The organism is Novosphingobium fluoreni, assembly GCF_014196615.1.
GTDB classification, from domain to species: Bacteria; Pseudomonadota; Alphaproteobacteria; order Sphingomonadales; family Sphingomonadaceae; genus Novosphingobium; species Novosphingobium fluoreni.
In genome coordinates, this window is the sequence record NZ_JACIDY010000001.1 from 549,696 (window position 1) to 562,600 (window position 12,905).

Consider the following 12,905-nt stretch of genomic DNA (forward strand, 5'->3'; position numbering starts at 1 on the left):
AGATGAACCACTCTCTTCGCTCCAGCATAATTTCGTTACGACTCTCGCCACCCTTGGGTCAGAGCCTCGTCAATTGTATGGTCGAAATCATCACGTCTCTGCTTCGCCCATGCCGCTGCAGCCTCAACATGCGATCCCTGGGGTAGCCGAGCTAACTCGACTAATTTGTTCGCCATTTGCGCAGCGTCAACAGCGATCGAGACATGGCTCGGCACGTCACCTATACCACGGAGGCCAAGTGGCGTCGTCACTACGGGCCGGCCAATCGATATGCCCTCGATGGTTTTCAATTGAATGCCAGCGCCCATCACCGTCGGGATGCAAATCGCGCGTCCGCTACGCAGAAACGCTGCTGCATCTGGGACGAAACCCGCGTAAGTGACGTTGGCCGTCCGGTTCGGCACCTGCTCCGTGCCCTTTCCGCCTATTACAACGCTGATGTCGTTAGGCAGCAACGGAGCAACCTCGCGCATGAACCATTCAAGCCCACGCCGATTAACATCCCATAGCCAAGATCCGAGGATTACCACATCCTTATCTGCCATCGGCATCACTGCCGTTGCAAAAAAGGACTGGCCAGGCAGCGGGATGACGCGAATGGCGGCGTCAGCTCGGCGCCCCCCTAGCGCACCCATGCTCTCCTGCTCTTCGATGGTGAGCACCCATATCTGGTCCAACGACCAAATCATCTCGCGCTCCATCTCCCGCATTATTCGAGCATCACGCCCAAATATGAGCCTCTTGAGCCATCCGTTGCTCCGCGCCGCCGCCTGCACCGCCAATATCTCGTGCTCGACATTATGCGCAACACCGATCTTTCGTTCAGGTAGAAACGGGGCCTTGGCAATCCAACCCAATTGAAGATGGTCAATTATAACCGCGTCATAGTTGGTCTGAGCGCATAGGTGGCGCGCCGCGTATAGCATTTCACGAGATCGAAACTTGGCGCTAACGTATGGAAGGCCATGGATCAGCGATTGCGCTAGCCAAAGCCATTTGCGAGGGCCAGCGAGTTCCGTCTCAATTACCCAGTCGCAAGCAGAATGGAAGTCTGAGTGTTCCGGGGCGGGATCACCAAGTCTAGTATAGCCCAGCACATCGACCTTATGTCCCCGCCGGTTCATCCCATCGATAAGGTTGCTCGTGGCAATCTCACCCCCGTTGCTCAGTCGATGCGGCAAGGTTGTGGTGATCATCAATATGTTCATGGAGTTCACTTGAGGCAGCCCTTGAATTTGGCTGACATTGCGGCGAGCAACGCCTTGCTTGGCCCCTGCAATGCTTGGCGCAGCATAGGATCGATAAAACGATGCAATAGGGCGGAAAGGAGGAGGGCGGTGGCTAGAAAGATAACCGTAGGATAGGTGCCTGGCGGCACGTCAAGTCGGTCTAGGAGGGCTGTAGCGATTATTCGCATTGGTGCGTGAATGACATAGATGGGAAACGAGATTGCACCCAGCCATTCCGCCGCAGCCGCGAAGTGACCTCCAATCCGTGCTCGGGCACCCGCCAGGATCAACATTGGAAATAACAAGCCAACGACACCCAGCTGTACAAACGGTAGCAACGGCTCAGAAGGACGGCTGATTAATATCGCAGCGAGGAGCGCAACCGGCCATACCCATGAGACACGCCAGCGCCAGAGTGCGCGTAGACGGTATAGCATCACCCCTCCGAAGAAGCCAAAGCCCACACGCGGCAGACCTCCGGCTAAGTCATTTCCCATCGCGCCCAGATCCATCGTGCCGAAACAAATGACGACCAGTGTAAGTGTAAAGAAAGATAAAGCCGTTATTAAGATAAGTACTACGCCGCTGAGCCGGATCCAAAATAGTCCGAAGAGGGCATTTGCAATTATCTCAAAAAACAGAGACCACGATGGGAAGTTTATAATAAAGGCATGCCCGTCCATTCCTCTAGAAGGAATGGGCAGGAAGAAGATATTAAAAAGTAGCGAAACTAGTAAACGAAAAAATGGTACATAGGGCTTTCCTATCGTGGCTGCTCCAGCAATCGCTAGTAAACCAAATATTAGACCGACCGCGTAAAGCGGATACATCCGCACTAGCCGCTGCCGGATGAATTCGCTGGCAGAAAGCCCGCAAGAGAGGCGGTCGTCATATGCATGAGCGAGCACGAAGCCGCTCAGCAGGAAGAATAGGTCAACAGCCAGATATCCGAGGCCTGGCTTCCATTCCTCGCCGGCAATCCGATAAATGTGGAGGAACACTACCGCCAACGCTGCGACACCTCGCATCCCATCCAAGACAATAAACCGTTCGCTAGCCGGTGGCGAACTGCTCCTGGTATTGATCACAGGCATTGTTATGCGGCCGCCAAGCCAACAGGCGAATCTCGCCGCTCACGCCACGCGAGATAGAGAACTGCGGTCCAGTTGCTTGCTGCTGCAAAGCCAATGCCAGCATAGGCCGCGAGCAGGAGTTCGCTGCCCTCATGGAAAAGGGCAAACATACCAGCCTGAATTGCGATCGAAATCATCATCAAGCTCGTTCGCAGCCTCTGGTGATCAGACCCGGTCAATATGTCTGCCGCAACATAATTGAAGCCGACAAGAAGCAGCGAAGGGGTAAGCCAGCGCAAATAACCGGCTGAGGCGTTAAACTGATTGCCCAGCGCCGCCGGCACAAACATCGCCGCAATCCACAGCACCGCTGCGCACATTGCACCGACCGCGCTTATCAATAGCAGTACCTTGCCCCCATAACGCAGAGAGCTCCTGACCCCCTCATGCCCTCGTGCGAAGAAGTTGGGATAAGTGCTCCGCAAAATAGCCTGAATGGGAAGGATGCCGACCTGAACAAAACGTTGCGCCGCACCAAAGATGGCAAGCAGCGATGGTTCGACCGACCATCCAAGCACTACTCTGTCAATATTCTGCTGCCCTGCGCGTGCGATCTGGTTCCCGGCGAACCAAATGCCTTCGCCAAAAGCTGTGCTATCAAAGCCTCCACTTGGCCGGGGGAAGCGATGCCAAGCGACTGCAATGCAGACGAGCGCACCCAAGAGTATCCCAACGGAGCCGGCAAGGGCCAGTGAGCTAACGGAGTGCAGGTCTAGTAAATAGTACGCAACTCCAACACCCAAGGCCCGCGGAAAAGCTTGAAGAATGCGAAACTCGTTTGCCCAGCGGATCCTGCGCGTGGCAATTGCAAAATTCTCCGCACCAGTGAAAAGCCGCATTCCGATGAGTTCGCATGCCCCAACGCCCAATACGATCTGCCAACCTATAGTGTGTCTCACCAGAAGCATCGTAGCGCCCGTATACAGCGTGAGCGCGAAGGGAAGTGTCAGCGCTGTGGTTCGATAAAAATGAGCCGCCGCCTCAGGAAATGATGAGGATGCGCGGGAAACACGTTTTATCAATACCTCGCCCGCGCCCAATGCCACGAACTCCAGGCAGATCGGCGCCCAAGCCATCATAGCAATATATATGCCATATTGCTCAGCACCCAACACCCGGGCATAGAACGCAAAAAGAAAGAACTGCACCGCCGGGACCGCGAGCATAGAGGCTAGCGATCCACAATATGTAAATATATGTCGAAGTTTCGGTTCTTTAAAGAGCGCCAAATTCATCATTTGTTCGCTTTAGCGACTAGATCTCTGAACAATGATTCGTACTGGTCAGTTGAGCGCACTACAGTGAAATCGCATGCTCGATCATATTGCGCCTGCGGTTCAAACGGCTGTTCCAGCACCGTCAGTACGGCTTGGGTTAACGCCTCGACGTCGCCGACCGGCGCAAGCAAGCCAAATCTACCGTTCCCCAAGATTTCACTTGGTCCATCAGGACAGTCAGTAGACACCACGCTGCACCGTGCCGCGAGCGCCTGTACCAAGATGTTGCCAAATCCCTCCCATAGAGAGGTCATCAGGAAGGTGTCAGCGCCTCGCAACCAAGGTCCTACGTCAGACACAAAGCCGGGAAATAGTACTCTTTCGGCTATACCTAATTCTGCAGCCTGCTGTTGAAGTGCCTCGGACTCCTCACCATCACCCAGCAATATTGCGCGCACTGGGCGCTCTGCTGCAACTTGAGCGATTACCTTCAAAAAAGTGGAGAAATCTTTCTGCGGCCGAAAACGACCTGCTCCGACAATCAAAGGAGTAGAATTGTCATCAAGCCAACGGTGAGGGGGCGCTGCCTCAAACAATGGCGCTCGCTCATCAAAAGCAGGATTAAATATAACTTTTATTTTGTTCCGATCGATGTGTGCGCTCTTCGCTAGAGCATCAGCCAAATCTGTCGAAACCGCAATAATCTCGTCGGCTAACGGATAGATATAACGTTGCAACCGGAACGCGGCCCTATATCGCCAAGTACGGGAATTTTTTGCTTCGAGAAAAGGGTTGCTTCTCTCGGAAATAACTATGGGGGTTCTTGATAAAGATAACGTTCTAGCAACTAATAAGGCAATGTTAGATGTGGGCATGCCTGTAAACATAGCATCGTAACGTTTCACGCGTAACAAGCGCGCAAGGGAAGGGATAAGCTTAAGTATGCTATCTTTGCGCAACCAGATTACGTTTATTCCCGGCCCCGGGTCATAACTATTTGGCTGTGGAGAACGGGCAAGAACAATGTCAACCTGATGCCCGCGCGATACCAATTCGCGAGCAAGGTTTACCATCATATGCTCTACGCCACCCAGTTCCAGCGACCAGAAAAAGAGCCCTATTCGCATTTTTCGATCGCTTTTCGTAAGTAGTTAACGTGACATAGCTACACTAACTTAGCGTATCAATCATCTTCTCACAAAGATCTCTCTTGAGGCCAAGAACATAAACCTTGGGATTACCTTTAGATACCTTGACCCAAGTCTCTTGGGCTCACTGCCGGCTCTATAAATCCATTCCATGCCAATCCGTCTCATCCAACTCGGGGCCCTCTTAATACGCCCCGAATGAAAATCAAAAGCCGCTCCTACGGCAAGAAGAGTGACTCCAGGCAAATGCTTTTTGTGATTAAGCATCCAAATCTCTTGCTTGGGGGCACCCAGGCCAACCCAAAGAACGTTGGGACGCGATTTGAGAATTCTATCCATAGCGACAGCGTCTTCTTCTGGGGTAAGCGGCCTCATAGGAGGCGACTCTGCGCCAACAATCTTTATTCCCGGAAAGAGCCTTTTGAACTCATCGGCCAATTTCTCCGCTACACCTGGCCCGGCACCATAAAAATAGTGGCGCAAGCCTGATTTTGGAGAGCGCCGGCACAAGGCAAGCATTGTATCAGGACCGCAAGTGCGGTTCGCCGGAACTCCCTTCAGCCATCTGCCGAGGAATGCGATTGGGTGACCATCGGGGCAGACAACATCTGCATCCGCGAGGGCTGCACACATTTGATCATTGTCGTGAGCTTTCACCAAGGCATGCGTATCTGGAAATGCAACTGAATGCGCTTCGCCATCATAACATGCCCAACTTTCAATTAGTTCACAGACCTGTTCGGAGCTTGTTATTGATACATCAACCCCAAACAAGTTGAATGTATCCGGTACGCTCCGCCGACGGCTATCGCCTTTCAAGACGCCTGATCTATCTTCTGGAGGAATATGCATATCAATATCCCGATATTGTAAGACGTTAGGCTACTTCCGGACTGATTGATCACCATGTTATAGGCAGGCGCGCCAATGTTGATGTATGCGCATCTTACTTAAGCTCCGGAACATAAAGCATAGATTAAAGTTTACCGACACAGAGCATAAAGTGAACTCATATCGGTCTTCACAATGTATCTTCTCTCTTATTGTCTATATTTTCGGAAAACCACTTGTACGTTTCCGCTACGCCCTCCATCAAACCGATGGAGGGCACCCAGCCGATTGACGTCAAGCGCCGAGAGTCCATAAGCTTGCGCATAGTGCCATCAGGCTTGGAGGAATCGAAAGCGATCTCCCCTGTGAAGCCCGTCACTTCCGCAATCAGAAGAGCCAAGTCGCGAATGGTCACATCTTCGCCATAACCCACATTGATGTGACTGAGCATGGACTCAGTGTTAGCCTGATAACGCTCGAGCGGCAGGTCCAGCACGAACAGCGAAGCTTCTGCCATGTCGTCGACATGCAGGAACTCGCGTCTAGGCGTGCCACTGCCCCAGATCACCACCTGCTCCACGCCATCCCGGACCGCCTCATGGAAACGTCGGATCAGCGCCGGCATGACATGCGAGTTCTCCGGATGGAAATTGTCCCCGGGACCATAGAGGTTCGTTGGCATGACGCTGCGATAGTCAGTGCCATATTGCCGATTGTAGCTCTCGCACAGCTTGATTCCCGCGATCTTCGCTACGGCATAAGGCTCATTTGTCGGCTCAAGCACGCCAGTTAGTAACGCATCCTCGCGCATGGGCTGGGCGACCGAACGCGGATAGATGCAGGAAGAGCCAAGGAATAGCAGCTTTTCCACGCCTGCGGTGAAAGCCTGGTGGATGACGTTGCACTCGATCATCAGGTTTTCGTAGATGAACTCCGCTGGATAGGTGTTGTTGGCGTGTATGCCGCCGACCTTCGCAGCCGCAAGGACAACAGCATCGACCTTCTCCTCCGCAAAGAAATCGCGGACAGCATTTTGACTCGTCAAATCCAAGTCGGCATGAGTGCGCGTCACCACGTCGGCTCCGCGCGCACTCAGCTTGCGGCTGATCGCTCCACCCACCATCCCGCGGTGGCCTGCTACGTAGACGCGCATCTCTCGTATTCCTCGATCAAGATTCCAGGGAAACCGGGATGTCATACCCATGCTGCTTAAGGAGAGCGTGGCGCTTGGCGACCTTGAGGTCGGCCGTCACCATCTCTTCACACATGGTTTGCACGCTAATCTCCGGCACCCAACCAAGCCGGTCCTTGGCCTTGGTGGGGTCACCCAGCAGCGTTTCCACCTCCGCGGGGCGGAAGTAGCGTGGGTCGATGCGGACGAGCACGTCGCCAACCTGCACGGCAGGGGCATCTTCCCCGGCGACGCTCTCAACGATACCAACCTCTTCCACGCCTTCGCCCTCAAAGCGCAGCGTGATGCCCAGGTGCTGCGCAGACCAAGTGATGAACTCGCGCACCGAATACTGCACGCCGGTGGCGATGACGAAGTCTTCCGCGTGATCCTGCTGCAGCATCATCCACTGCATGCGGACGTAATCCTTGGCGTGACCCCAGTCGCGCAAGGAATCGATGTTGCCCATGTAAAGGCACGGCTCGAGGCCCTGAGCGATGTTCGCCAAGCCACGAGTGACCTTACGAGTGACGAAGGTTTCGCCGCGGCGCGGGCTTTCATGATTGAAGAGCACACCGTTGCATGCATACATGTCATAGGCTTCGCGGTAGTTCACCGTGATCCAGTAGGCATACAACTTGGCCACCGCATAGGGCGAACGCGGATAGAACGGCGTCGTCTCGCGCTGGGGAATTTCCTGGACGAGGCCGTAAAGCTCCGAGGTGGATGCTTGGTAGAAGCGAGTTTTCTTCTCGAGCCCCAGGAAGCGAATGGCTTCGAGCAGACGCAGGGTGCCGATGCCATCGACATCCGCCGTATATTCGGGCGCCTCGAAGCTGACCGCAACATGGCTCTGCGCACCGAGGTTGTAGACCTCGTCCGGTTGAATTTCCTGAATAATGCGCGTCAGGTTCGATGTGTCCGACAAGTCGCCATAGTGCAACTTCAGGTCGGGCGCAGGCGTATGCGGATCCTGGTATATATGATCGATGCGTTGCGTGTTGAACAGCGAGGCACGGCGCTTAATGCCGTGAACCTCATAACCCTTTTCCAGCAGGAATTCTGCGAGATAGGATCCGTCCTGCCCGGTGACGCCAGTGATGAGTGCTACTTTCTTACCGCTCAATTCACGTCCCCTTCAATCTAATCTACACTCATCGCGATCAATCAGACCCGAAAAGATCGCGCGTGAAAACCTTGTCTTTGACGTCTTCGATCGCATCGGCCATCCGATTGGCGATAATCACGTCGCACTCGTCTTTAAAAGATGCGAGATCCCGACTCACGCGAGAGCCGAAAAACTCGTCATCCTTCATCGCAGGCTCGTAGATCACGACTTCGATACCTTTAGCCTTGATCCGCTTCATAATGCCCTGGATCGATGATTGGCGAAAGTTGTCCGATCCCGCCTTCATGACCAATCGATAGACGCCAACCTTGCCCGGACCTTGAGCAATAATCTGATCTGCGAGAAAGTCCTTGCGGGTACGATTTGCATCCACGATCGCACGAATCAAATTCTGCGGCACCTCGGAGTAATTGGCGAGAAGCTGCTTGGTATCCTTGGGCAGGCAATAGCCTCCGTAGCCGAAACTAGGATTGTTGTAGTGGGGGCCGACTCGCGGATCCAGACCAACACCGACGATGATCTGCCGCGAGTCCATCTTGTGGGCGATGGCGTAGCTATCGAGTTCGTTGAAGAACGCGACGCGCATGGCGAGGTACGTGTTAGCGAAAAGCTTGATCGCCTCGGCCTCGTTCGGGTCGGTAAACAGGATCTCGACATTATTCTTCTCGGCGCCTTCAAACAGTAGTTGCGCAAAGATCCTGGCGCGCTTCGATCGCTCGCCGACGATAATACGCGATGGATGAAGATTGTCGTAGAGCGCACGGCCTTCCCGCAGGAACTCGGGACTGAAGATAACTTGGTCCGTATCGAGACGCTTGCGAACGTCCTCAACGAAGCCGACCGGGATCGTTGACTTGACCACAATCGTCGCTGCTGAATTGGCTAGCTTAGCAGTCTGGATGACCGCCTCGACCGAGGACGTGTCGAACTTGTTGGTATCTGCGTCATAGTTCGTCGGTGTGGCGACGATGACGTAATCCGCATCGGCAAGCGCTTCCTGCGCGTCTAACGTCGCAGTCAGGTTGAGCGACCGCGTAGCGAGGAAATCCTCCAGCTCAAGATCGACGATCGGCGATTTGCGCGCCCTTAGCATAGCAACACGCTCTACTGAAATATCGACAGCGACGACCTCGTTGTGCTGAGCCAGGAGAACGGCGTTGGAAAGGCCGACATAGCCTAAGCCGAAAACCGCGATCTTCATTCCATCGTCCCCACTTGCTGCTGCCCGGCGAACCGCATGCATCAATGACCGCCCGCATGAGTGATACAGCCGACCGACGAATTCCCCGTCAACCCATGCTGCAACTGCACACTAGGGGTCTATACGAGGTTCTTTCCGCCCCGAATAGGACCTTGTGTATCGTTCCTATGCGGTAGGACCGCAGTCGCCGGTGACGATTGATAAAGGGCATCATTCAAGGAGACACGAGGTCGGCAAGACGGCTGCAGCAGTGGACGCTGCACAACTTCGTGCAACCGCCCTATAAGCACCGGAGTGCTTGCCAGCGGGTGGGATTACGATGCGATCGCCGCACTCATCAACGATCTGCGCACGTCCCTTACGTTCTCCCCCGGACGCCACGTTCCGACCCTGGCCGGGGCGCTGCGGCGAACGCAGGATCGGGATATTCCATGCACTCTGGCCGTTAGCAAGCTTGCCCAGGTCGTGTTTCCGGCCACCGACGTCCATGTGTGGCATGACCTTTCCCGGCAGGCGGTTCTTTGCAGGAGAAGCACTCAGTCGAATGCACGGTCATGCAGGAAGCCAGCAGCCATTCCTGCGATTACGACTATGCTGCCTATCGCGCAGAGTGCCGGCGCATCCTTAGGCGGGGAGTGGCACGATACGACTTCGTCGAAGCTGTCAGTCTGGTCACGACCCTTTTGCGTGCCCTCCCCGGACCGCTAGCCGATTGCGCCATCCCTGACGCCTTCTTCCAACGATACCGACTTGAGAAGCTACTGTTTCACCAAGGCTGCCACAGCTAGTACGGGCGGGTAGCGCGCAGCGAGGCACTCGAACGTGGGGTAGAGACCAAACCCATCCGCCCCGCGCTCTACCAACGGCTACGAAGCTACGTCCGGCTTCGCGAGTCCGAGATGTCGGCATGACAACGCCCAGTCCGCCGGTGACACCCCTTCCCTCAATCTAATTGCCGTGGAGAATTATCTGAACAGGTCCTCCATCGACCGCCCGCGGAAGGCATCGCGCCAGCGGCGGCTGCGGTGCTCGGCGTCGTGGCGATGTGTCAGCGCTGATAAGGGCGGCGAGGTTGCGCGGGCGATTGTCGCCGTATTTGGTTCAGGTGTGTGGTGGCGAGCACCACAGCGCGGCGCGCAACGGGGCTAGCGGATCGATGCCGGCAAGCCCCGGCTTGGAAAGAAGAGACACGGAAAGGACGCTGAGAGCGCAAGCAGAAAAATTTATCGCGAATCGCCCGCGAGCAATTTATCTCGAATTAAAGAATCGAACCCGTTCTCTTTTAGCTTGACAGGGGCACCAAGAATGGATCAACCGCCGAATCACGGTTGTTAAACAATTATTTTACAACAAGTTAGCGCTATATTTTGACTCCCGCTACCCGCTCCAACCTTCTAGACCTGACGCATCCCTGACCTTCGCTCAAAGCCGCGTCTGGCGTTACCATCGCTTAACTGCGTTAACCGCCCTTCAACAGCGATAGCACGTTCTGTTGGTTCTGGTTGGTTTGGGCCAGCATGGCGGCAGAGGCCTGGCTGAGGATCTGGGCCTTGGCGAGTGCGGTGGTCTCGGCCGAGTAATCGGTATCCTCTATACGGGATCGCGCGTCGGTCAGGTTGGTGGTCTGCGACGTCAGGTTGCTGATCGCCGATTCAAGATGGGCTTGGCCTGCGCCCAGTTCGGATCGTGCCTGGATGACGGTCTGCAGCAGGGCATCGACGTTCTTCAGAGTCTCCGCCGCGTTGGCGCGGCCGCTTTGGGCCGAGGCGGTGTCGTATACCGCGGCGGCAAGACCGGTGGCCACGTCCAGCGACGGGTTCTTGACGCCCGCCGCGCGAACTGAGGCCTGGGTGGCGGCCGTGGCGTCGGCTGCCCCGTTGGCATAAAACAGGTTGTCCGGCACGGTTGCAGGCTCGGCCGGATAGCTGACCTGAAAGCCTTTCACCGCGCCGAGATAGGCGCTGGCGCTGTTGTGCGCGTTTTGCCCCAACTGTTGGTAATTCGCCGCCGTCGGATCGGCGGCGGCATAGTTCGCCGCGTGCTGATCGGCCGTGTTCTTGAGGTTTTGGATATTGTTCAGCGAGGTGACCTGTCCCGCGCTGAGCGGCACGACGTTGCGGTTCACGCCTTCCAGATAGTTCGCTGCGCTGTCGTACGCGGCCTGCTTGACGATGCCGTAGCTGGGCGCTGCGATGCCGGTCGAGGTGAAGGCCGCCGTCATCGCGTCCGACGCGCCTTTGCGATACGCCATCGATGCCGGAACTGAGGAGCGATCGGTGTTTACGTCCACCTTCAACCCGTCGAACGCGTCGGTGTTGAGGCGTGCGCCGTCGATGTGTGGGCGGTTGAGCACGATCACGTCGGAGGAATTGGCGCCGACCTGGATCGCGAAGCCGGGCGATGGCGCAGGGCCGGTGGCGAAGAGCTTCACGCCGTTGAACTCGGACGTGGCGGTCATCTCGCCGATCTGGCCTGTCAGTTGCGCCACTTCGACCTGGATCAGCTTCTGGTCGCTTGCGCCATAGGTGCCGTTGGCCGCCTGCACCGTGATCTCGCGGATGCGCTGGAGCATATTGGTGGCCTCGCCCAGAACGCTCTCAGCGGTCTGCGCCATCGAGACGCCGTCGTTGGCGTTGCGAATGCCCTGGCCCATGCCCCGGATCTGCGCCGTCATCGATGTGGCGATCGCCAGGCCGGCGGCGTTGTCCCTGGCGCTGTTGATCTGCTTGCCGGTGGACAGGCGCTCCATCGCGGTACCGACCATCTTGTTTGCCGCATAGCTGGCGTTGGCCGCGCGCATCGCGCTGAGGTTCGTACCGATCGTCGTCATCTTTGCCCCAATCCCGCTGGCTGATCCGGCTTGTGGTTAAGCAAAGGTACTGATCAGTGGTTATCGAAAGGTTAACCACGATGGGCGAGCCGGTTCGCCGGGTCTTGCGCCAGGGGGCATTTCGTCGTTCGAATAGCGGAGGCCGGAATCAGAAAAGGCGACCTTGCGGCCGCCCTTTCCTCCTCTCCAACTGGTCGCAGCCGGCCTGTTCTTGCCGGGTGCGCCGGCCGGAAATAGGCCTGTCGCGCTTACTTGCCGGACGCGGCGAGCGAGACGCGGTCCTGCTGCATGTAAGGAATGGGGTTCACTGCCACGCCGTTGACGCGGACTTCGTAATGGAGGTGCGGGCCGGTGGAACGGCCGGTGGTGCCGACATAGCCCAGAACGTCGCCCTTGTGGATGTGCTGCCCTTCGGCAACCGCCAGGCGGGACATGTGGCCATAGCGGGTTTCCAGGTCGTTGCCATGCTCAAGCTGTACATAAAGACCGTAACCGCCGAACCACGATGCCTTGCCGACGACGCCATCGGCGGTGGCGTAGATCGGGGTGCCGACCGGCGCGGAAAGATCAACGCCCTTGTGAGCGCGCATGCCACCCAGAACCGGATGCACGCGCATGCCGAAGTTGCTGGTCATGGTCAGGCCGTTCAGCGGAGTGCGTGAAGGGATGGAGACGGGGCCGGCGATTCCGGCGGCGGCGCGGGCCGCGGCGGAAAGCGGCGAGCGACCGGTCGAAGCGGCCAGTGCGGCGTGGCCGGTTTCCTCAAAATTCTGCCAGGAGCTGAACAGCTTCTTGAACTGTTCGTCCTCACCGCCGCTCACGCTCTTTTCAGCGCCCTGTGCAGCGCGAAGCGGAGTAGCGATATCGGTGTTTGCGGCGTTGGCGAAAGCCGATTGACCGGAAATGAAAAGCGAAGCTGCAGCCAGGACGCCCGAAACGGCGCGAAACCCAACGATAGAATGCGTCACGACCAACTCGCATCACCTTTTTTCCGCCATGACCGCATTACTTTGGCC

9 protein-coding genes and 2 pseudogenes are annotated in these 12,905 nt (G+C 56.4%); all 11 read right to left on the reverse strand.

Annotated features, from left to right (window positions below; translation table 11 throughout):
- Positions 1 to 35: 35 nt before the first annotated feature.
- On the reverse strand, positions 36 to 1,208 hold the full coding sequence (locus GGR39_RS02705; protein ID WP_183615751.1) for a glycosyltransferase: 1,173 nt from the start codon (positions 1,206 to 1,208) through the stop codon (positions 36 to 38).
- A gap of 5 nt (positions 1,209 to 1,213) precedes the next feature.
- Positions 1,214 to 2,323 (reverse strand): acyltransferase family protein, encoded by a 1,110-nt coding sequence (locus GGR39_RS02710; RefSeq protein ID WP_183615752.1) that lies wholly within the window; start codon positions 2,321 to 2,323, stop codon positions 1,214 to 1,216.
- A 2-nt stretch (positions 2,324 to 2,325) separates the two neighbouring features.
- Positions 2,326 to 3,597, reverse strand: coding sequence for a lipopolysaccharide biosynthesis protein (locus tag GGR39_RS02715; RefSeq protein WP_221225900.1), 1,272 nt, complete (start codon positions 3,595 to 3,597; stop codon positions 2,326 to 2,328).
- Complete coding sequence (locus GGR39_RS02720; RefSeq protein ID WP_183615754.1) at positions 3,597 to 4,706, reverse strand: glycosyltransferase; 1,110 nt, start codon at positions 4,704 to 4,706, stop codon at positions 3,597 to 3,599. Before GGR39_RS02720 ends, GGR39_RS02715 begins: the two co-directional genes overlap by 1 nt.
- 60 nt (positions 4,707 to 4,766) lie before the next feature.
- On the reverse strand, positions 4,767 to 5,579 hold the full coding sequence (locus GGR39_RS02725; protein ID WP_183615755.1) for a WecB/TagA/CpsF family glycosyltransferase: 813 nt from the start codon (positions 5,577 to 5,579) through the stop codon (positions 4,767 to 4,769).
- Positions 5,580 to 5,748: 169 nt separating this feature from the next.
- A complete protein-coding gene (gene fcl / locus GGR39_RS02730; protein WP_221225901.1) occupies positions 5,749 to 6,711 on the reverse strand; it encodes a GDP-L-fucose synthase in 963 nt (320 codons plus the stop codon).
- A 16-nt stretch (positions 6,712 to 6,727) separates the two neighbouring features.
- Positions 6,728 to 7,855: a GDP-mannose 4,6-dehydratase gene (gene gmd, locus GGR39_RS02735; RefSeq protein WP_183615756.1), complete on the reverse strand. Its 1,128-nt coding sequence runs from the start codon at positions 7,853 to 7,855 to the stop codon at positions 6,728 to 6,730.
- A 37-nt stretch (positions 7,856 to 7,892) separates the two neighbouring features.
- Positions 7,893 to 9,059, reverse strand: coding sequence for a nucleotide sugar dehydrogenase (locus GGR39_RS02740; RefSeq protein WP_183615757.1), 1,167 nt, complete (start codon positions 9,057 to 9,059; stop codon positions 7,893 to 7,895).
- A gap of 1,459 nt (positions 9,060 to 10,518) precedes the next feature.
- Positions 10,519 to 10,788, reverse strand: a pseudogene (locus GGR39_RS17175) (flagellin); the annotation flags it as partial.
- A 624-nt stretch (positions 10,789 to 11,412) separates the two neighbouring features.
- Positions 11,413 to 11,889 (reverse strand): annotated as a pseudogene (locus GGR39_RS17055) (flagellin N-terminal helical domain-containing protein); the annotation flags it as partial.
- A gap of 248 nt (positions 11,890 to 12,137) precedes the next feature.
- Positions 12,138 to 12,857 (reverse strand): peptidoglycan DD-metalloendopeptidase family protein, encoded by a 720-nt coding sequence (locus GGR39_RS02750; protein WP_242867008.1) that lies wholly within the window; start codon positions 12,855 to 12,857, stop codon positions 12,138 to 12,140.
- Between the last annotated feature and the right edge of the window lie 48 nt (positions 12,858 to 12,905).

What these genes read in the sequence shown, in the direction of transcription:
- GGR39_RS02705 (WP_183615751.1), bottom strand. Translation starts at nt 1,208, where the DNA reads ATGAACATATTGATGATCACCACAACCTTGCCGCATCGACTGAGCAAC.
- GGR39_RS02710 (WP_183615752.1), bottom strand. Translation starts at nt 2,323, where the DNA reads ATGCCTGTGATCAATACCAGGAGCAGTTCGCCACCGGCTAGCGAACGG.
- GGR39_RS02715 (WP_221225900.1), bottom strand. Translation starts at nt 3,597, where the DNA reads ATGAATTTGGCGCTCTTTAAAGAACCGAAACTTCGACATATATTTACA.
- GGR39_RS02720 (WP_183615754.1), bottom strand. Translation starts at nt 4,706, where the DNA reads ATGCGAATAGGGCTCTTTTTCTGGTCGCTGGAACTGGGTGGCGTAGAG.
- GGR39_RS02725 (WP_183615755.1), bottom strand. Translation starts at nt 5,579, where the DNA reads ATGCATATTCCTCCAGAAGATAGATCAGGCGTCTTGAAAGGCGATAGC.
- fcl (WP_221225901.1), bottom strand. Translation starts at nt 6,711, where the DNA reads ATGCGCGTCTACGTAGCAGGCCACCGCGGGATGGTGGGTGGAGCGATC.
- GGR39_RS02740 (WP_183615757.1), bottom strand. Translation starts at nt 9,059, where the DNA reads ATGAAGATCGCGGTTTTCGGCTTAGGCTATGTCGGCCTTTCCAACGCC.